We start from the raw sequence: 19,179 nt of genomic DNA on the forward strand, positions 1-19,179 counted from the left end.
ACGGCGCTGCGGGAAAGGATCTGCCTGATGGAGCACATTCTCTACGACGTCGCCGAGGGCATCGCGACGATCACCCTCAACCGCCCGGAGCAACTGAACGCGCTGCTTCCCGAGATGAACGACCACCTGCCCGAGCTGGTGGCGCGGGCGGAGCTCGACGACGCGGTGCGGGTGATCATCCTCACCGGCAACGGACGCGCCTTCTCGGCCGGCGCCGACATCAAGCGCATGAGCGAGCCGGGACGCCTCGGGCGCAGCGCGCTGGTCGGCCGGCAGCGAACCCTGCACGGCGCCGAGGTCGTCGAGGCGCTGCTGCGCCGCGAGAAGCCGATGCTGGCGGCGGTCAACGGCGTCGTCGCCGGCATGGCCTGCTCGTTCGTGCTCGCCTGCGACTTCGCGATCGCTGCCGACCGCGCGCGCTTCATCTTCAGCTTCGTCAAGGTCGGCTTCATCCCCGACTCCGGTTGCACCTATCTGCTGCCGCGCCGCGTCGGGCTCGCCAACGCGCAGCGGCTCTGCCTCACCGGCGAGCCGATCGACGCCGCCGACGCGCTCCGCCTCGGCCTGGTGAGCGAGGTGGTGCCCGCCGCGGATCTGGCGGCGCGAGCGCGGGCGCTGGCGACCACCATCGCCGGCCATTCGCCGAACGCGGTGGTGCAGACCCGCGGCCTGCTCGAACGCGCCGCCGACAGCGACTACCAGCATGCCACCCAGGCCGAGGCGCTGGCGCAGGGCATCCTCGGCGAGACCGCCGATCACCAGGAAGCCGTGCGCGCCTTCGTCGAGAAGCGGCCGCCGGCGTTCACCGGCAAGTGATGGAGACGCTCGGCGCCTTCCTCGATACCGTCGTCGCCGCCGCGCCCGATCGCGAGGTGGTGGCGCACGCGCCGGCCGACCGGGTCACCGCGCGGCTGTCGGCGACCCAACTGCGCGACGCCAGCCGCGCCGCGGCGCGCGCCCTGGTCGGCCTCGGCGTCACCAAGGGCACGCGCGTCGGATTCCTCTGCCCCAACCGGCTCGACTGGCTCCCCATCGCCTTCGGCGCGCTGCGCATCGGCGCGGTGCTGACGCCGCTGTCGACCCTGTGGAAGCGCGACGAGATCGCCTATGCGCTGGCGCACGCCGACGTCGTGACGCTGATCGCCGTGCCGCGCTTCCTCAAGCACGACTACCACGCGCGCCTGCTGGAGATCGCCCCGGACCTGCGCGACCTCGGCGGCCGGGTCCTGCGCGAACCCGCGGTGCCGAACCTGCGCCGCGTCGTCCTGCTCGACGACGGCGCCGCCGGCCTGCCGCGCTGGCGCGACCTGCCGGCCGATGCCGACGATGCGCTCCTCGACGCCATCGAGGCGGCGGTGTCGCCGACCGACCTGGCGACGATCTTCTTCACCTCCGGCACGACGGCGCAGGCGAAGGCCGTGGTCCATGCGCACGGCGCGCTCACCACCTCGGCACGACGCATCGCCGACTGTCTCGGCGTGACGCCCGACGACGCGTGGTGGGGCCACATGCCGCTCTTCTGGAGCGGCGGCTTCGTCCTCGGCGCGCTGGCGACGCTCGCCGGCGGCGGCCGCGTCGTGCTGCAGGAGGTCGTCGACCCCGGCAGCGCGCTGACCCTGCTCGAGGCCGAACGCTGCACCATCATGGCCGGCTGGCACCAGGCAGCGCCGCTGCTCGAGCATCCCGACTTCGCGCAGCGGCGGTTGGCGCTGCGCAAGGGGACCTACCACGTGCAGGCGGCGCGGCTGATGGGACCGGACAACCAGACGATCGGCGTCTACGGCATGTCGGAAACCGCCACCTGCGTCACCGCCGCCCGTTTCGACGATCCCGAACCGATCCGCAGCGGCACCTTCGGGCGCGCCCTGCCCGGCATGGAGATCCGCATCGTCGACCCCGAGACGCAGCGGGCGCTGCCAGGCGGCGAGAGCGGAGAGATCCTGGTCAGGGGCTCGACGATGATGGAGGGCTACTACCGGGTGCCGCGCGACGCGACCTTCGACGGCGAGGGTTTCTTCCGCACCGGCGATCGCGGCTGGCTCGACGAGGCCGGCAACCTCCACTTCGGCGGCCGCATCAAGGACGTGATCAAGACGGCCGGCGTCAACGTCGCCGCCGCCGAGGTCGAGGACGCCCTCGCCCGCCACCCGGCGGTGCAGAGCGCCCACGTCGTCGGCGTGCCCGACCCGGTGCGCGGTGAGAACATCGTCGCGCTGGTGGTGCTGCGCCCGGGCGCTCCCGCCACCGCCGACGCCCTGCGCGAGCTCTGCCGCGCCGAGCTCGCCAGCTACAAGGTGCCGCGCCACGTCTTCGTGGTCGACGCCGACGCCGTCCCGCGCACGGGCACCGGCAAGGTCGAGAAGCCCGCCCTCCGTCGCGCCGCCGAGGCCCTGATCGCCGCTCGCGGGCACCCCTGAGCGGAGCGCGGGCGGCCTACTCACTCCGCGCAATTCCGGCGCCGCTGCCGGCGGGCGAGCCGCCTAGATCTCCTGCGGCGTCTCTGTCTCGGTCTCGGTTGCCGTCGCTTCCGGGGTGATGGTGGCGCTGACCGTGCCCACCGGCGTGGCGGTCGGCGTCCAGGTGGGAAACTCCAGCGACTCGCTCGGCGTCGGACTCGGCTCCGACTCCGGCGTGATGGTGGCGCTGACGGTCCCCGCCGGCGTTCCGGTTGGCTCCTCTTCCACGTCCGTCGGCGTCGGCGTCGCCTCCGAGTCGTCCGGAGTGATGGTCGCGCTCGCGGTGCCGGCCGGGGTCGCGGTCGGCGTCCACGTCGGATCGTCGTCGCTCGGCGTCGCGGTGACATTCGCGGTGCCGGCCGGGGTACCGGTGGGGGTCGCGGAGAAGTCCTCGGTTGGAGTGACCGTGGCGGCGGTGGTGCCGGCCGGCGTCCCGGTGGGCGTCTGCTCGCCCGCGGCGGCGGTCATCGTCCGCGTCACGGTCGCCGTCGCGGTGCGGGTGGGAGTGAACAGCGGGAAGATGATGAACGGCGTCCGGGTGCGCGTCGGGGTGGCGGTGCGGCGCCGGGTCGGCGTCTCGGTCGGCGCCTCGGGTTCGATCGTCTCGGTGGGCGTGACCTCGACCGGCGTCTCGGTGACGTCGGGGCAGCCCTCGAGCGAGTTGACGACCGCCATCACGATCTCATCGATGGTCGCCTCGTCGCCATAGACCGGGCAGCGCGCCGGGTCGGTGATCTCGAGCGCGATCCCCACGCCGCGAATGATCTCGTCGATGGTGACCTGGCCGTTCTCGTCGCAATCGCCCATGCACTGGGCGGCGGCGGTGCCGCCCCACGCGAGCAGCGCGGCGACGCAGCCGGCGGCAAGGAACAATCGCTGTCGTATACGCATCAATCAGGACCCGCGTTTCGAGATGCCATGCCGTGACGGTCTATTGCATGAAATCGAGCATGCCGCTCGATCAATCTGACGCCAGCAACGGAACCCCGCGCCGCGCATCCGTCCGACAGGCAGGCGCCGCTCTAGCACGTCGGCACCCGAGCGCCAACCTCCGCGCCACGCTAGCGGACACCGGCCTCGGCACCGATGCCGCCGCCTCTGGCGCGGCCCTCGGTTGCGCATTGTCCCGCGCGGACGCGGGCGGTAGACTCCGACGCACCCTATCTGGAGGTTCCCCTCATGAGCCAACCGTATCTCGGTGATGACATCACCCGTTCCACGTCCGTCGGCGTCAGCTCGCGCTCGGAGTTCATCGCCCGTACGTACACCCACCTGCTCGGTGCCATCGCGTTCTTCCTCGCCATCGAGGTCTGGCTGTTCCAGAGCGGCGCTGCCGAGACCATCGCCCGCGCCATGCTCGGCACCAGTTGGCTGGTCGTCCTCGGCGGTTTCCTGATCGTCAGTTGGCTCGCCAGCTCGGCGGCCGCGACATCGCTGTCCAGGCCGATGCAGTACGTGGCGCTCGGCGCCTACGTGGTCGCCCAGGCGATCATCTTCGTGCCGATGCTGTACATCGCCAACGCGGTGGCGCCGGGCGCCATCCAGAGCGCCGGCCTGCTCACCGCCCTCGGCTTCGCCGGGCTCACCGCCGTCGCCTTCATCAGCCGCACCGATTTCAGCTTCCTGGGCGCGCTGCTGAAGTGGGCCTTCATCGTCGCGCTGCTGGCGATCGTCGGCTCGGTGCTGTTCGGCTTCCAGCTCGGCACCTGGTTCTCGGTCGCCATGGTCGGCCTCGCCGGCGTCGCCATCCTGCGCGACACCTCGAACATCCTGCTCCACTTCCCCGACGACCGTTACGTCGCCGCCGCCATGCAGCTCTTCGCCTCGGTGGCGCTGATGTTCTGGTATCTGATCCGGTTGTTCATGGATCGCCGGTAGAGAAGGGGAGCGGGGGGGTGGGGTCCGCCCCCACCCCCCTGATCCCCGTCCGCCGCGCCTACCGGCGCTCCGCCACGCTGCCGCCGCTCGCGCATGAAGAACATCCTCGCCGCCGTCGATTTCTCTCCGGTGTCCAGCGCCGTCATCGAACAGGCCACGGCGCTGTCGCAGGCATTCGGTGCCGCGCTCTGGATGCTGCACGTGGCGGCTCCCGATCCCGATTTCGTCGGCTACGAGCCGGGACCGCAGAGCGTGCGACGCTCGGTGGCAGCCGGGTTGCACGACGATCATCGCCGGCTGCAGGAGGAGTCGGCGGCGGTGCGCCAGCGCGGCGTCGACTGCACCGCGTTGCTGGTGCAGGGAACGACGCCCGACACCATCGTGCGCGAGGCCGATCGGCTGGGCGTCGATCTCGTCGTCCTCGGCTCGCACGGCCACGGCGCGATCCGTCGCGCCCTCCTCGGCAGCGTCAGCGAGCACGTGCTGCATCACGCCCGCCGCCCGCTCCTGATCGTGCCGGCGCCGCGCGCCTGAGACGGCGGTGCCGCACGTCGAGCGGCCGAGCGCGGCCATCTACTACGAGGTGTGCGGCAACGGGCCGCCGCTCGTCTTCGCGCACGGCGCCGGCGGCAACACGTTGGTGTGGTGGCAGCAGGTCCCATACTTCGCCGGCCGCCATCGGGTCGTCACCTTCGACCATCGCGGCTTCGGTCGTTCGCGCTGCGCCAGGGGACACGAGCAGGCGCGCCATTTCGCCGATGATCTGGCGGCGGTGCTCGACGCGGCGGGCATCGAGCGCTGCGCCCTGGTCTGCCAGTCGATGGGAGGGTGGACCGGCCTGCAACTCGCGCTGGCGCACCCACGGCGCGTCGCCGCCCTGGTGCTGTCCGGGACGCCGGCCGGCATCGCCACCCCTGGCGTCGTCGCCGCGCTCCGCGCCATCGCCGCGGCGAGCGCCGCCGCCGAGCTCGCCGCGCCGGCGTGGAACCAGCCGCACGTCGCGCTCGCCGCCGATCTCTTCGCGCGCGATCCCACCCGCGCCTTCCTCTACGAGCAACTCGCGGCGCTCAATCCCGCCGATGCGTTGGCACGCAGCGCCCTGCACGAGGTCATGACCGACCCCGCCCACCTCGTCGGCTGGCGGATCCCCACCCTGCTGATCGGCGGATCCGAGGACCGGCTGTTCTCCCCCGCCGTCCTGCGCGAGGTCGCCGCGGCCATCCCGGGGGCGACCTTCGAGGAGATCCCGGTCGCCGGCCACTCGCCCTATTTCGAGACCCCGGAGCGGTTCAACGCCCTGGTTGGCGGCTTCGTGCAGGCCGTTCCCTGACGGCGATCATCGCCGCGGGTGACGTTGAATCAACCCTGCGCGTGTGGAACAGACCCGACTGTGCGACGAGACCGGGGTGACGCGCTGCGACACTGACATCGGGGGTCCCATGACACACGGCAGGATCGGACGCGCGCTGGCGATCGCATGCCTCGCGCTGGCATTCGCCGGCTGCGGCGGCGGCGACGGCGGCGGCTCCGGCACCGCCGCCGCGACGGCCTGGGTCCACCACTGGAACGAGATCGCCATCGACGCCGCCGGGCTAGACCACACGCCCGTGGCCCCGGGCGAGCAGCGCGTCTTCGGCGAACAGATCGGCCCCGGTCGCTCGGCGCGGGCGATGGCCATCGTGCACATCGCCGTCTTCGACGCGATGAATGCCATCGCAGGCGGGTACGAGAGCTACACCGGGATCGCGCCGGTGCGCGGCACGGCGTCGATGGAAGCGGCGATCGCCCAGGCCGCCTACGAGACCCTGGCGACGCTCTACCCGTCGCAGGCGCAGGCCTTCCACGACGAGCTGACGGCGGAGCTGGCCGGCATCCGCGACGACGAGGCGAAGACCCGCGGCATCGACGCCGGCCATCGCGCCGCGGTCGCCATCCTGGCGCTGCGCGCCTCCGACGGCTCGCAGCATGCCGAGCCGCGCTACGGCGTCGACTACATCGCCGGCGACGGCCCCGGCGAGTGGCGACAGGACCCGGTCAGCCGTCATCCGCTGGCGCTCGGTGCCCGCTGGGGCGCGGTGCGGCCGTTCGTCCTCGCGGCGGGCGACCAGTTCCGCGCCCCGCCGCCGCCGGCGCTCGACAGCGCCGAGTACGCCGCTGCCTATGCCGAGGTGCAGAGCCTGGGCGGCGACGACATCACCACGCCCACGGTGCGCACCGAGGACGAGACCCACATCGGCATCTTCTGGGCCTACGACGGCACGCCGAGCCTCTGCGCGCCGCCGCGCCTGTACAACCAGATCACCACCCAGATCGCCGAGCAGCGCCACACCAGGGGCATGCAGTACGCGCGCCTGCTGGCGCTGGTCAACGTCGCCATGGCCGACGCCGGCATCGCCGTCTGGGACTCGAAGTACCATTACAAATTCTGGCGCCCGGTGACCGGCATCCGCGAGTCCGATGCCGGCACCGGCCCGACCGGGCTGGGCGACGGCAACGACGCGACCGCCGGCGACCCCGACTTCACTCCGCTCGGCGCCCCGGCCAGCAACCTCACCGCGCCCAACTTCACGCCGCCCTTCCCCGCCTATCCGTCCGGGCACGCCGGCTTCGGCGGCGCGCTGTTCCAGACCCTGCGCCGCTTCTACGGTACCGACCAGGTGCCGTTCACCTTCGTTTCCGACGAATTCAACGGCGTCACGCGCGACAACCGGGGCAACGTCCGGCCGTACCTGCCGCGCAGCTTCACCCGCCTCTCGCAGGCGGAAGACGAGAACGGCCAGAGCCGCATCTACCTCGGCATCCACTGGGCGTTCGACAAGTCCCAGGGCATCGCCCAGGGCAACCGCGTCGCCGATTACGTCTTCGAGCACGCCTTCCGGCGCCGGCGGTAGCCTCAAACCGCGGCACCCGCCACACTCGCCAGGTGCGTTCTCCGGGACCATCACGGCGCGCCTGGTGGAGGAGCGGCGCGGCCCTGGCCATCGCCGCGCTCCTCGCCGCCTGCGGCGACGGCGGCAGCGCCGACGGCTCGGCCGCCGCGGTCCTGCAGTGGAACGAGGTCGCCCAGCGCGCCGCGGCGATCGACCACCGTTACGTCACCCGCAGCGAGGATCCGCGCTCGGCCGGCTGGCAGTTCGGACCGACGCGCACCAGCCGCGCCTTCGCCATGGTCCAACTCGCCGTCGCCGACGCGGTGGCGACGACCAGCGGCGCCTTCGCCCCCTATCTGCGCCGCGCGCCCGCGGCGGCGGACACCGATGCCGACGCCGCCGTCGCCCAGGCGGCGCACGATGTCCTGGCCGCGCTCTACCCGCTGCAGGCGGCGGACCTCGCTCGCGATCTCGCCGACGCGCTCGGCCCGCCACCCCACCCGGCGGCGGTCGACCGCGGCATCGACCTCGGCCGCGACACCGCCGCCGCCGTGCTCGCGGCGCGCGCCGACGACGGCGCGCAATGGCAGACGCCGTTCCAGCCGGTCGATTACCTCTACGGCGACGGCCCCGGCGAGTGGCGCGCCGATCCATTGCACCCCGACGTCAAGCCGCTGACCCCGCACTGGGGCGCGGTGATCCCCTTCGCGATCGCCAGCGGCGCGCAGTTCCGCGCCCCGCCGCCGCCGGCGCTCGACAGCGTCGCCTACGCGCAGGCCTTCGCCGAGGTGCACGCCCTGGGCGGCGACGGCCGCGGCTCGCCGACCGCGCGCACCGCCGATCAGACGGTCGCCGGCATCTTCTGGGGCTACGACGCCCAGCCGTTCCTCTGCGCGCCGGTGAAGCTCTACAACCAGATCGCGGTGCAGATGGCGCGGCGCCGTCACCTCGGCCGCGCCGCCGCGGCCCGCCTGCTGGCGCTGGTCAACGTCGCCATGGCCGACGCCGGCATCGCCGTCTGGGAGACCAAGTACTACTACAACTTCTGGCGCCCCGTGACCGGCGTCCGCGAAGCCGATCCGGGCAGCGGCCCGACCGCTCTCGGCGATGGCAACCCGGACACCACGGGCGATCCCGACTGGCTACCGCTGGGCGCGCCGGCCGACAACGGCAGCGGCCGCAACTTCACCCCGCCCTTCCCGGCCTACACCTCCGGCCACGCCGGATTCGGCGCCGCGCTGTTCCAGACCCTGCGCCGGTTCTTCGGCCGCGACGACGTCCGCTTCACCTTCGTCTCGGAGGAATTCGACGGCGTCACCGTCGACCAGGACGGGGTCGTCCGCCCGCGCCTGCCCCGCACCTTCGCCAGCTTCAGCGCCGCCGAGGAGGAGAACGGCCAGAGCCGCATCTACCTCGGCGTGCACTGGGCGTTCGACAAGGTCGAGGGCATCCGCCAGGGCCGCGCCGTCGCCGACCAGGTGTTCGATTCGATCCTGCGGCCGCGTCGCGCGGCGCCGCGCTGAGCGCGCGCCCGGCCGGTCAGGACAACAGCTCCACCTCGATGCGCGCCTTGGCCGTGACCTCGTCGCGCTGGTTCTCGCACCACACCTCGAGCGTCACCATGTTGCGGCCGTTCTCGCGCGCCTTCGCCGCCACCTTGCCCTTGGTCCAGGTGACGTCGCCCATGTAGTTGAACTTGCGGTACTGCGCCTCGATCTTGCGCAGGATGCCGTTGTCGCCCATCCAGTTCGTCGCCCCCTGCATCAGCCAGGCGCAGCGCTCCGGCCCGAGGTCGTAGGCGCCGGGCAGGCCGAGCAGGTTCTTGGTGAACAGGTTGTCCCAGTGCACGCGCTGCGGCGGCTCGGGGACGCCCTGCTCGTTGGGGATCATCAGCTTCGGGTGGCGCTTGTAGAGGTTGGCGGCGACCTTGTTGCCGACCAGGTAGACGCCGAAGAACGATTCGAACGCGATCTCCGCGGTCGGCGTCAGCGGCCCCTTGAGGATCGGCTTGAGCTCGTCGCCGACCTGCACGCTGTCCCAGGTGCGCTCGACGGCGCGCTCCTCCTCCTCGTACGACTTCCAGAGCTCGTGGATCTGATCGAGCGTCCAGGTGGAGAGCTCGGTGCCGCCGTACTTGCCGGTCTTCTTCGTGGTGTGGCGCTCGTTGCGGATCCAGGTGTCGTTGCGGACGCCGATCTTCTCGTCCTTCTGGTTCCAGTAGACCGCCTCGTAGGTCTGGAAGACGGTGCGGCCGCCGGCGAAGCTGCTCTCCACCTCGCGGACCTCCTTGAGGTACGACTTCGAGCGCACCTTGTCGCCGAGCTTCAGCGGCTGGTCGAACTCGTACATCGACCCGGACCAGATGGAGTGTACCCCCGGCAGGCCCTCGGGCAGGCCGGCGCTGCCGACGGCGCGCAGCGTGTCGAAGCACTGGATCATGATCGGCGGCGCCAGCAGCGTGCCCCAGCGCGTCCGCTTGGCGTAGTCCTCGTCGACGTACAGCGGGCTGAGATCGCCGATCGCCAGCGCGAGATGGTAGATCGCGTCGACCGTCACCTCGGTCCGCCATGGCCGCCGGTTCTCGAACCCCTTGCCGATGCGGGCGCGAATGCGCGTCAGCTCGGCTTCGGTGATCTTGCCGTATTCGACATCTGCCATCTCGAAATCCGCCTTTCGTGTCGTTGGTCGGAGAAAGGCGTGGCCGGCGACCGGTCACGCAGTTGGCTGTTCCTCATCCACCACCCGCGCCGCCTTGAACGCAAACCGCGGCAGCGCGTTCGGCGCCAGGAGCTCCAGATCGACGGGCACGCCGAGGCGCTCGCGCGCCCGCTCGGCGATCGCGGCGGCGACCGCGGCGCCGTCGCTGGTCCCGGCGGCCGGATGCTCGACGCGCAGCGGCAGCGCCCGCAGGCCGGGGCGGCGGACGATCTGGTACTCGATCGCGGTGCCGGCGAGCGGCGCGCAGTCGACCAGCGCCAGCAGCACGTCGATGGGCAGGATCTCGCGGCCGGCGACCGGCACGATGTCCTTCACCCGTCCTTCGTAGAAGAGCCGCCGGTGCGTCTCGCCGCACGGGCACGGCTTGTCGTTCACCCGCAGCACGTCCTGCAGGTCGTAGCGCAGGAAGGCGTTGTCCTTGCCGAGCACCGTGACCACCAGGTTGCCGCGCTCGCCGTGGCCGACCGGCCGGCCGCTGTCGCGGTCGAGCACCTCGGCGATGGCGAGATCCTCGTGCACGTGGGCGCCGTCGTCCTCGTCGCAGGCGGTGCCGAGCATGCCCAGCGCCTCCAGGCCGGCGCTCACCGACTTGTACTGCTCGCGCGGATCCTCGCCCTGCACGTGCAGGTTGAGATCGCGCTCGGCGTCGTACCCGGCGGCGCGCGCCGCGTCGGCGTACTGGGCGCCGGCGTTGCCGAAGAAGCGGTAGTGCTCGGGCCGCACCATCGCCAGCAGGCGCACCACCTCGCGCGTCCACGGCCCCTTGCCCGGCGGCGCGCACGGCACGTTGAGCAGCCCGAGCGCCTCGATGCCCTTGGAGAAGCTGATGCCGCCGCCGTACTGGCCGAAGGGATGCCCGTGCGCCAGGCTCGAGCCGGGGCGCAGCCCCCAGCGCCAGCGCCCGCGGCACACCGCCTCGAGGTCGACGGCCTGGTCGGTGCGGGTCCAGAGGATCAACGTCGGCTTGCCGCTGGTGCCGGTCGAGCAGCCGATGCGCACGCACTCGTCGATGGTCGAGCCGCGGTAGTCGCCGAGCGGCGGGTGCTCCGCTTCGCTGGCGCGCAGGTCGTCCTTCACCGTCGTCGGGATGGCGCGCAGGTCGTCGAGCGAGCGGATGTCGCGCGGCGTCAGCTTCGCCGCCTCCAGCTTGCGGCGGAAGAAGGGGATCGGCCGCTCCCAGATGCGCGCCACCAGCGCCTGCAGCTTCTCGAGCTGCAGCGCCGCGATCCGCTCGCGCGGCATCGTCTGCACCTCGGGCCGGTAGAAGCGTCGATCTTCCGCGTTCATCCGTGGCTTCTGCGATCGAGGATGGGCGAGGCATCGGCCGCAATGGCGCTGGGGTCGACGAGGCTCACCTCCATGTTGATCAGCACGTGCGCCTTGAGCCGGTCGCGCACCGCGGCCGCGAGCGCGGCCGTGGGCTCGGCGCAGGCGATGCGGATGACGGCGGTGTCGTAGCGCTCGCCGGGCGGGTGGTCGACCTCGATCTGGAAGGCGCCGAGCTCGGGAAAGTGGGCCAGGGTCTGCTTCACCTGCGCCGGGTGGACCAGCACGCCCTTGATCTTGCGGATGCCCCCCACCTGGCCGACGAAGGCGACGCGCGGCGACGGGTCGCCGCACGGGCAGGGCTCGGCGTAGGTGCGAAACACGTCGCCCGGCGCGTAGCGCAGCAGCGGCATGGCGCGCTCGCCGAGCTGGGTCACCACCACCTCGCCGCTCTCGCCCGGCGCCACCGGCGCGCCGCTCTCGGGGTCGAGGAGCTCGACCCACATCTCGCGCGCGTGCAGGTGCATGCCGTCGTGGACGTGGCACTCGCCGGCCAGCGGCCCCATCACCGCCTCGCCGCAGTGGTCGAACAGCTCGATGCCCAGTCGCTCCTGCAGGCCGGCGCGCAGGCGCGGCGTCAGCGCCTCGGCGGTCGAGAAACCGAGCCGGTAGCGCAGGGGCAGCCGCTGCTGCTCGGCCGCGTCCGCGATGGTGGCGAGAAACGAGGGCGTGCCGACGTACACCGTGGCGCCGAGCGCGCTGGCGATCTGTGCCTGCAGCTCCGAGTTGCCGACGCCGCCGTTGATCACCCGGCAGCCGAACGACTCGAAGGCGCGGTGCATGCGCAGGCCGCCCGGCATGATGTGGTACGAGAGCGTGACGTGCGCCACGTCCTCGCGCCGCACGCCCATGTGCCGCAGGCTCTCGTGCAACGCCTCGACGCCGGTCGGCTCGTCGGCGGTGCGCGGGATGTACAACGGCCCGGGCGAGATGCTGACGCTGCCGATGCGCTCGACCGGCACCGCGAGCATCGGCCCGAAGGGCGGCGCCGTCTTCTGCGCCGCCGGCACCTCCGGCTTGCGGGTCAGCGGCACCAGGCGACGGAAGTCGTCCGGCGTGCGGATGTCCGCCGCGAGCACGCCCGCGGCCGCCAGCTTCTCGCGGTAGAACGGCGAGTCGCGGGCGACGCGCGCGAGCGCCTCGCGCACCTGTTCCCAGGCGTCGGTTGTGGACGAGCTGGCGGTCACGACAATGCCCAAACGACCGTTTGGCTATCAGACGTTAGCCGCGAGGGTCAAGGCACGCGACCGGCGCGCGGCGGGCGTCGTCGCCGCGCCTTTCTCCACCGCCGCCGTCTGTGCTCTACCTGCCCGCCATGTCCGACGAGCTCGCCCTCCTCGATGCCACCGCGCAGGCGGAGCTGGTGCGGCGCCGCGAGGCGACGCCGCTAGACCTGGTGGACGCCGCGATCGCCCGCTGCCAGCGCCTGAATCCGGAGCTCAACGCGGTCACCCTGCCCGCCCTCGAGCAGGCGCGGGCGCGCGCCGCCGCCGCCGATCTGCCGCGCGGGCCGTTCCACGGCGTGCCCTTCCTGATGAAGGACCTCGGCGGCATCGAGGGCGGGCGCCCCTACACCGCCGGCATGCGCTGCCTGAAGGACGCCAACTGGACCGAGACCACCAACGCCTACCTCACCGACAAGCTTCTCGCCGCCGGTCTGGTCATTCTCGGCCGCACCAACACCCCCGAGCTCGGGCTGCTGCCCACCACCGAGCCGGCGGCGTTCGGCGCGACGCGCAATCCGTGGCAGCCGTCGCACAGCCCCGGCGGGTCGAGCGGCGGCTCGGCGGCGGCGGTCGCGGCCGGCATCGTGCCGGCGGCCCACGCCAGCGACGGCGGCGGCTCGATCCGCATCCCCGCGGCGCACTGCGGCCTGGTCGGCCTCAAGCCGACGCGCGGCCGCAACTCCTTCGGCCCCGGCGCCGGCGAGCGCTGGAACGGCTTCTCGTCCGAATTCGTCGTCACCCGCTCGGTGCGCGACGCGGCGGCGCTGCTCGACGTCACCAACGGCGCGATGCCGGGCGACCCCTACGCGGCGGCGCCGCCGTCGCGCCCGTACACGGCGGCGCTGCAGACGCCGCCGCGCCGCCTGCGCGTCGGGTTGATGCGCAGCGCGCCGCCCGATCGCGGCTTCGCGCTGCATCCGGAGTGCCGCGCCACCGCCGAGCGCGCCGCGCAGCTCCTCGAATCGCTCGGGCATGTCGTCGAGGTGGCGCATCCGCCGGCGCTCGACGATGTCGGTCCGCTGCAACAGTTCGTCACCGTGGTCGCCGCCAACATCGCGCGTCTGCTCGACGCCACCGGCGACAAGCTCGGCCGCGCGCTGACCCCCGACGACGTCGAGCCGCTCACCTGGGCGATCGGCGAACGCGGCCGCCAGCTCTCCGCCGCCCAGCTCCTCGCCGCCCTCGAGGCGGTGCACGGCTTCGGCCGCGCCCTCGCGGCGTGGTGGCGGGACGGCTTCGACCTGCTCCTGACCCCGACCACCGCGCAACCGCCGCCGCCGCTCGGGCATCTGTGCTCGCCGCCCGACCAACCGTTCCTCGGCTTCATGCGCTCCGCGCCCTACGGCGCCTACACCTCGGCCTTCAACCTGTCCGGCCAGCCGGCGATCTCGCTGCCGCTGGGCTGGACCGCCGACGGTCTTCCGCTCGGCGCCCAGCTCGTCGCCGCCACCGGCGGCGAGGACCTGCTGCTGCAGGTCGCAGCGCAGCTCGAGGAGGCCGCGCCGTGGGCCGGGCGGCGACCACCGGTCCACGCCTGATGCCACACGCCGTGCCGCCGCCGCGCCACACGGGCGGGCAAGGTCGCCGCGCGCTCGCCAGCGCGCTGCTGGGCGCCAGCCTCGCCGGCTGTGGGGCGAGCGCCCCGACGGGCGCGCCGTGAACGGCATCACCTGGCCGCCGCGTTTCGCGCCGGCCAACTGCCCGGTCCACGTCCGCAACGAGCTGGCGATCGCCGCCACGCCGGAACGCGTCTGGCACTGGTTGGTGCGCGCCCCGGACTGGCCGCGCTGGTACGTCAATGCCGCCGACGTGCGCTTCCTCTCTGGCGCGCCGCCCGATCTCGCCGCCGGCACGCGCTTCCGCTGGCGGACCTTCGGCGTGCGCATCGAGTCGACGGTGCGCGAGTGGGAGCCGCCGACGCGCCTCGCCTGGGACGCGCGCGGCATCGGCGTCGAGGCCTACCACGCCTGGCTGATCACCCCGACCGCCGACGGCTGCCACGTGTGCACCGAGGAGACGCAGCACGGCGGCCTGGCGCGCCTCGGCGCCCTGCTCATGCCGCGCCGCATGTGGCGCTACCACCAGATCTGGCTCGAGAGTCTGCGCGCCCGCGCTCTCAGCGGGCCACCGGCGTGAGCGCGAGGCCGGCGGTCACGCCGCGTCCAGGCTGGGCTGACGCGGCGCGCCGCGAGCGCTAGGGATCCGGCCATGTCCAGCCGCCGCGAATCGCTGCGACCGGTCGCGCGGCAGACCCCGCGCGACGGCGACCTGCCACTCGCCATCGCCATCCGCCGCGCGCTCGCCAGCGGCTACGACACCGCCGCGCTGCGCGCCGACCTGCTCGCCGGCGCGGTGGTCGGCATCGTCGCGCTGCCGTTGTCCATGGCGCTGGCGATCGCCGTCGGGGTGCCGCCGCAGCACGGGCTCTACACCGCCATCGTCGCCGGCGCGATCGCGGCGCTGTGCGGCGGCTCCAAGTTCCAGGTCACGGGACCGACGGCGGCGTTCGTCGTCATCCTGGCGCCGATCGTCAGCCGCCACGGCCTCTCCGGCCTGCTCACCGCCGGCCTGCTCGCCGGCGGGTTGCTGGTCGCCATGGGCGCCGCCCGCCTCGGCCGCTTCGTCCAGTTCATTCCCTATCCGGTCACCAGCGGCTTCACCGCCGGCATCGCCATCGTCATCGCCACGCTGCAGCTCAAGGACGTGCTCGGCCTCGCGGTGGCGAAGATGCCCGACCATTTTCCCGACAAGGTGGCGGCGCTGTGGGCGGCGCGTGGCAGCGCCTCGCTCGCCGAGCTCGCGGTCGCCGCCGCGACCCTGGCGCTGCTGCTCGCCGTGCCGAAGCTGGTGCGCCGGGTCCCGGCGCCGCTGATCGCCCTCGGCGCGATGGCGCTGGCCGCCTGGGCCCTCGGGCTGCCGGTCGACACCCTCGGCACCCGCTTCCACACCGTGGTCGGCGACCGCACCTTCCCCGGCATCCCGCCGCTGCCGCCGACGCCGGCGCTGCCGTGGGGCGCGACGCCCCTGAGCCTCGGCCTGATACGCGAGCTGCTGCCGGCCGCGTTCGCGATCGCCATGCTGGGCGCCATCGAGTCGCTGCTCTCGGCGGTGGTCGCCGACGGCATGACCGGCAAGCGCCACGATCCCGACGCCGAGCTGGTCGGCCAGGGGCTCGCCAACCTCGTGGCGCCGTTCTTCGGCGGCATCGCCGCCACCGGCGCGCTGGCGCGCACCGCCACCAGCATCCGCGCCGGCGCCCGCTCGCCGATCGCCGCCCTGGTTCACGCGGCGGTGGTGCTGGTGTCGATGGTCCTGCTGGCGCCGCTGCTCGCCTACCTGCCGATGGCGTCGCTGGCGGCCCTGCTGCTGCTGGTCGCCTGGAACATGGCCGAGCTGCGCCACATCGCCCACATGCTGCGTGTCGCGCCGCGCAGCGACGTCTTCGTGCTCGTCGTCTGCCTGGTCCTCACCGTCGTCTTCGACATGGTGGTCGCGGTGACCGTCGGCATCGTGCTCGCCGCGCTGCTGCTGATGCGGCGCATGGCGGAGATCACCCGCTCGCGCGTCCTGCAGGAGGACGACGGCGGCGAGACCTCCTACGCCATCCCGCCCGGCGTCGCCCTCTACGAGATCGCCGGCGTGCTGTTCTTCGGCGCCGCCGAACAGGCGATGAAGGCGCTCGGCGCCATCGGCGGCGACATCAGGGTGGTGGTGCTCGGCCTCGGCCGCGTGTCGGTGATCGACGCCAGCGGCCTGGTGGCGCTCGAGAGCGCGCTCGAGCGGCTGCGGCGCGACCGCAAGTTCGTCATCATCACCGGCCCGCTGCCCGAGCCGCGGCGCGTCTTCGAGCGCGCCGAGTTGGAGGCCAACCTCGACCACGTGCTGTTCGCCGACGACCTGGCGGCCGGCCTGCAGATCGCCGCCGACCTCGCCGCCCTCAACCCGGACTGGAACAGCGCCCGCCTCGGCGCGGCGGCGCCCTGAGATCCTGCTCGGCGAGGTGCAACGGTCGCGCTGTTGCCGCGCTTCGTGGCCGTGTGTTCCTCGGCCGCGGAGCGGCCCGGCATCCGGCTCGATGAGGGGCGTCTACATCGATCAGACGATGGCGATCGGCGACCCCGGCGATCATGCGCGGGGCATCGTCCGCCGCGAACACAACGGTCAAGCGGCGGGGCCGAGACGAAAGGAGGTCAACGCGGATCGATCCGTCGGGATCCGACGAGCGCTCAGAGCATGAGCACTCGCCGCAGGCGGTCCTCGTAGGCGCGCAGATCCCGAGTCGCGATCCGGCCTATGGTGCGCTCGATCATTCCACGCTTGATCGTCCGGAGGATGCCGGTCACCACCGATGGCTTCGGAAGACCCGCGACCTTCCATTCGTCCAGTTGGAGATCCCCCGGCAGCAGGCGAGCCAGGTTGCTCGTGACCGCCGCGACGACAACCTCCTGACGCCCGGCGTGGTACTCATCGCCCGAGAGGATCAAGACGGGGCGTCGCTTCGCGCCTTCCTCATCGGCAAACACGAAACGAACGAGCGCGATGGCGCCGCGATCACAGGTCGTCGTAGACGGCATCGGCGTCGTTCGACCAGAGCTCTCCGAGCACCGGATCGTCGTCGGCACGCAGGGCGGATGGCGCATCTTCCGCCAACTGCCGCTCGACAGCGCGTCGCACGTACTCCTGGAGCGTGAGGTCACGCCTGGCCGCGATCGTCCGAAGCCGCCGGCGCATCGCCTCGGAGAGATCGACCGTGATCCTCGAGCGAGCAGGCCCTCCTCCGGATTTCGCCATGGCGCCTTTCTGCCATGGCGATCAGACCGCCGCAAGGACCTGACGCAGCACCTGCCCCTCGCCGTCGGCGCCAGCGGCGGCTGCAGCACCGCGTGGCGGAACCGCGCGAGCGCGGATTCACGAGAGCACTCCCGCGCGATCACCGCCCGTCTGATCCATTCCGCCTGACACCCGGCCACATAAGGCGCGACGCAGATGCCATTGCCATCGCAGGTACGGCCGCCATCCTCGTTGCAAGCCGAGCCCGCTTTGCGTTCACCGCCCGCGGGATGCCACCGGCGCGCGAAGGCTCACGCAGCCCGACGTGATCGAAGGACGATCGCCGTCGTCTCGCACGCTGACCGAGCTTCCCTTCCATCGGGAACCGCCCGTTGGCAGTCGCCCCAGAAGCCTGGCTGGGGGGTCCTCGACCGCTCGCAGTCGGTGCCGCACGCGGTGGATGTCGCGCGTCACGGCTGGATCGGCGGGCGAACATGCGCCGGCGATCCTCGCCGACGCGGGGCGCCGGGCGATCCGCTCGGCCAGCGTCACGGTTCGGGCCCGATGCTGCGGCCCCCGACCGCTCGACCGATCGGCGTGCCAATTCGGTGGCGATCGGCCGCCGACTGTGCTCTTGCGGGCCTGGGTGAGGAGACAACCATGACCGACACCACTCCCGTTCCGTCCAAGGGCCAGGCCGGCGCCGATCCCTGGGCGATCCCGCTCGAGCGCATCGACGTCTCCGACTCCGAGCTGTTCGAGACCGACACCCACTGGGGCTACTTCGAGCGGCTGCGCCGCGAGGACCCGGTGCACTACTGCGCGCGCAGCGACTTCGGGCCCTTTTGGTCGGTGACCCGCTACGACGACGTCCTGCACGTCGAGAAGCATCCGGAGATCTTCTCCTCGGCGCACAGCATCGTGCTCGGCGACCCGCCCCCCGAGTTCCCCCTCGAGGCCGGCTTCATCACCATGGACGGCGCCCGACACGACGCGCACCGCAAGGTGGTGCAGCCGGTGGCGGCGCCGCGCAACATCGGCTTCCTCGAGCCGCTGATGCGGGCCCGCATCGCGGAGATCCTCGACGGGCTGCCGGTCGGCGAGACCTTCGACTGGGTCGATCGCGTGTCGATCGAGGTGACGACCTGCATGCTCGCGACGCTGTTCGACTTCCCCTACGAGCAGCGCCGCAAGCTGACCTTCTGGTCGGACATGGCGACCGCCAGCCCCGCCGGCGTCGGCGCCGTCGGCGTCACCGAGGAGGAGCGCCGCGTCGCCCTGATGGAGTGCCTCGAGGTCTTCACGGCGCTGAGGGAGGAGCGCCAGCACGCGCCGGCCAGCGGTCGCATCGATTTCGTCACCGCCCTGGCGACCGCCGAGGCGACGCGCGGACTGTCGCCGATGGAGTACCTCGGCACGCTGGTGCTGCTCATCGTCGGCGGCAACGATACGACGCGCAACTCCATCTCCGGCGGCGTCCTCGCCCTCAACCAGCACCCCGACGAGCTCGCCAAGCTGCGCGCCCGCCCGGAGCTGGTCGCCAACATGGCGAGCGAGATCATCCGCTGGCAGACGCCGCTGGCCTACATGCGCCGCACCGCCACGCGCGACACCGAACTGCGCGGCAAGCGCATCGCCCGCGGCGACAAGGTGGCGATGTGGTACGTGTCGGCCAACCGCGACGAGGACGTCTTCGCCGAGCCGAACGCCTTCCGCATCGAGCGCGAGAACGCCCGCGAGCACCTCGCCTTCGGACGCGGCGTCCACTTCTGCATGGGCAGCCGCATCGCCGAGATGCAGCTCCGCGTCCTCTGGGAGGAGATCCTCGCGCGCTTCCGCGACGTCGAGGTGGTCGGCGAGCCGGTGCGCGTGCGCTCGAACTTCGTCAAGGGCTACAGCCGCCTGCCGGTGCGCGTCCACCGCCACTGACCACCG

At 72.5% G+C, this 19,179-nt stretch carries 17 protein-coding genes; 11 read left to right on the forward strand and 6 right to left on the reverse strand.

Translation table 11 applies throughout. From position 1 onward, the window contains the following. Window positions 1-27 precede the first annotated feature (27 nt). The gene (locus KF840_01530) at window positions 28-816 is read left to right on the forward strand and encodes an enoyl-CoA hydratase/isomerase family protein (protein ID MBX3023570.1); all 789 of its coding nucleotides are present in this window, start codon (window positions 28-30) and stop codon (window positions 814-816) included. After that, on the forward strand, window positions 816-2,417 hold the full coding sequence (locus tag KF840_01535; GenBank protein ID MBX3023571.1) for an AMP-binding protein: 1,602 nt from the start codon (window positions 816-818) through the stop codon (window positions 2,415-2,417). The genes KF840_01530 and KF840_01535 overlap by 1 nt, the downstream gene beginning before the upstream one ends. A gap of 63 nt (window positions 2,418-2,480) precedes the next feature. Here KF840_01535 and KF840_01540 read toward each other — a convergent pair whose 3' ends face one another. After that, window positions 2,481-3,347 carry a hypothetical protein gene (locus tag KF840_01540; protein MBX3023572.1) on the reverse strand — a complete coding sequence of 289 codons (867 nt, stop codon included), beginning with the start codon at window positions 3,345-3,347 and terminating at the stop codon, window positions 2,481-2,483. 288 nt (window positions 3,348-3,635) lie between these two features. Between KF840_01540 and KF840_01545 the strand changes: the two genes are divergently transcribed. From KF840_01545 to KF840_01565, 5 genes are all read left to right on the forward strand, one after another. Continuing rightward, window positions 3,636-4,334 carry a US12 family protein gene (locus tag KF840_01545; protein ID MBX3023573.1) on the forward strand — a complete coding sequence of 233 codons (699 nt, stop codon included), beginning with the start codon at window positions 3,636-3,638 and terminating at the stop codon, window positions 4,332-4,334. Window positions 4,335-4,427: 93 nt separating this feature from the next. After that, window positions 4,428-4,868 carry a universal stress protein gene (locus KF840_01550; protein MBX3023574.1) on the forward strand — a complete coding sequence of 147 codons (441 nt, stop codon included), beginning with the start codon at window positions 4,428-4,430 and terminating at the stop codon, window positions 4,866-4,868. 7 nt (window positions 4,869-4,875) lie between these two features. Then, a complete protein-coding gene (locus KF840_01555; GenBank protein ID MBX3023575.1) occupies window positions 4,876-5,664 on the forward strand; it encodes an alpha/beta fold hydrolase in 789 nt (262 codons plus the stop codon). Window positions 5,665-5,773: 109 nt separating this feature from the next. Further along, the gene (locus KF840_01560; protein ID MBX3023576.1) at window positions 5,774-7,225 is read left to right on the forward strand and encodes a phosphatase PAP2 family protein; all 1,452 of its coding nucleotides are present in this window, start codon (window positions 5,774-5,776) and stop codon (window positions 7,223-7,225) included. A 32-nt stretch (window positions 7,226-7,257) separates the two neighbouring features. Next, entirely contained in the window at window positions 7,258-8,727 is a 1,470-nt protein-coding gene (locus KF840_01565; protein ID MBX3023577.1) for a vanadium-dependent haloperoxidase, read from the forward strand. Between the two features lie 16 nt (window positions 8,728-8,743). On the opposite strand, the gene KF840_01570 is transcribed toward KF840_01565, so the two are convergent. Genes KF840_01570 through KF840_01580 form a run of 3 tightly spaced genes read right to left on the reverse strand, consistent with a single transcriptional unit; the run spans window position 8,744 to window position 12,435 of the window. Further along, a complete protein-coding gene (locus KF840_01570; GenBank protein ID MBX3023578.1) occupies window positions 8,744-9,862 on the reverse strand; it encodes a MaoC family dehydratase N-terminal domain-containing protein in 1,119 nt (372 codons plus the stop codon). Between the two features lie 54 nt (window positions 9,863-9,916). After that, window positions 9,917-11,209 (reverse strand): phenylacetate--CoA ligase family protein, encoded by a 1,293-nt coding sequence (locus tag KF840_01575; GenBank protein ID MBX3023579.1) that lies wholly within the window; start codon window positions 11,207-11,209, stop codon window positions 9,917-9,919. Beyond that, window positions 11,206-12,435, reverse strand: coding sequence for a hypothetical protein (locus tag KF840_01580; GenBank protein MBX3023580.1), 1,230 nt, complete (start codon window positions 12,433-12,435; stop codon window positions 11,206-11,208). Before KF840_01580 ends, KF840_01575 begins: the two co-directional genes overlap by 4 nt. A gap of 128 nt (window positions 12,436-12,563) precedes the next feature. On the opposite strand from KF840_01580, the gene KF840_01585 reads away from it, so the two are divergent. From KF840_01585 to dauA, 3 genes are all read left to right on the forward strand, one after another. After that, a complete protein-coding gene (locus KF840_01585; protein MBX3023581.1) occupies window positions 12,564-14,012 on the forward strand; it encodes an amidase in 1,449 nt (482 codons plus the stop codon). Between the two features lie 118 nt (window positions 14,013-14,130). After that, window positions 14,131-14,610: an SRPBCC domain-containing protein gene (locus KF840_01590; GenBank protein ID MBX3023582.1), complete on the forward strand. Its 480-nt coding sequence runs from the start codon at window positions 14,131-14,133 to the stop codon at window positions 14,608-14,610. 72 nt (window positions 14,611-14,682) lie between these two features. Continuing rightward, complete coding sequence (dauA, locus tag KF840_01595; GenBank protein ID MBX3023583.1) at window positions 14,683-16,458, forward strand: C4-dicarboxylic acid transporter DauA; 1,776 nt, start codon at window positions 14,683-14,685, stop codon at window positions 16,456-16,458. Window positions 16,459-16,700: 242 nt separating this feature from the next. Here dauA and KF840_01600 read toward each other — a convergent pair whose 3' ends face one another. Both KF840_01600 and KF840_01605 read right to left on the reverse strand, forming a co-directional pair. Further along, the gene (locus KF840_01600; GenBank protein ID MBX3023584.1) at window positions 16,701-17,048 is read right to left on the reverse strand and encodes a type II toxin-antitoxin system PemK/MazF family toxin; all 348 of its coding nucleotides are present in this window, start codon (window positions 17,046-17,048) and stop codon (window positions 16,701-16,703) included. Next, the gene (locus tag KF840_01605) at window positions 17,026-17,265 is read right to left on the reverse strand and encodes a hypothetical protein (GenBank protein ID MBX3023585.1); all 240 of its coding nucleotides are present in this window, start codon (window positions 17,263-17,265) and stop codon (window positions 17,026-17,028) included. Before KF840_01605 ends, KF840_01600 begins: the two co-directional genes overlap by 23 nt. Window positions 17,266-17,904: 639 nt before the next feature. Between KF840_01605 and KF840_01610 the strand changes: the two genes are divergently transcribed. Beyond that, the gene (locus tag KF840_01610) at window positions 17,905-19,173 is read left to right on the forward strand and encodes a cytochrome P450 (protein ID MBX3023586.1); all 1,269 of its coding nucleotides are present in this window, start codon (window positions 17,905-17,907) and stop codon (window positions 19,171-19,173) included. The last annotated feature ends 6 nt before the right edge of the window (window positions 19,174-19,179 follow it).

Source organism: bacterium (genome assembly GCA_019637795.1).
In the GTDB taxonomy this organism is placed as follows: Bacteria; Desulfobacterota; Binatia; order HRBIN30; family CADEER01; genus JAHBUY01.

Coding starts and splice junctions, on each gene's coding strand:
- KF840_01570 (MBX3023578.1), bottom strand. CDS start 9,862: ATGGCAGATGTCGAATACGGCAAGATCACCGAAGCCGAGCTGACGCGC.
- KF840_01540 (MBX3023572.1), bottom strand. CDS start 3,347: ATGCGTATACGACAGCGATTGTTCCTTGCCGCCGGCTGCGTCGCCGCG.
- KF840_01610 (MBX3023586.1), top strand. CDS start 17,905: ATGACCGACACCACTCCCGTTCCGTCCAAGGGCCAGGCCGGCGCCGAT.
- KF840_01550 (MBX3023574.1), top strand. CDS start 4,428: ATGAAGAACATCCTCGCCGCCGTCGATTTCTCTCCGGTGTCCAGCGCC.
- dauA (MBX3023583.1), top strand. CDS start 14,683: ATGTCCAGCCGCCGCGAATCGCTGCGACCGGTCGCGCGGCAGACCCCG.
- KF840_01575 (MBX3023579.1), bottom strand. CDS start 11,209: ATGAACGCGGAAGATCGACGCTTCTACCGGCCCGAGGTGCAGACGATG.
- KF840_01545 (MBX3023573.1), top strand. CDS start 3,636: ATGAGCCAACCGTATCTCGGTGATGACATCACCCGTTCCACGTCCGTC.
- KF840_01600 (MBX3023584.1), bottom strand. CDS start 17,048: ATGCCGTCTACGACGACCTGTGATCGCGGCGCCATCGCGCTCGTTCGT.
- KF840_01530 (MBX3023570.1), top strand. CDS start 28: ATGGAGCACATTCTCTACGACGTCGCCGAGGGCATCGCGACGATCACC.
- KF840_01560 (MBX3023576.1), top strand. CDS start 5,774: ATGACACACGGCAGGATCGGACGCGCGCTGGCGATCGCATGCCTCGCG.
- KF840_01585 (MBX3023581.1), top strand. CDS start 12,564: ATGTCCGACGAGCTCGCCCTCCTCGATGCCACCGCGCAGGCGGAGCTG.
- KF840_01605 (MBX3023585.1), bottom strand. CDS start 17,265: ATGGCGAAATCCGGAGGAGGGCCTGCTCGCTCGAGGATCACGGTCGAT.
- KF840_01535 (MBX3023571.1), top strand. CDS start 816: ATGGAGACGCTCGGCGCCTTCCTCGATACCGTCGTCGCCGCCGCGCCC.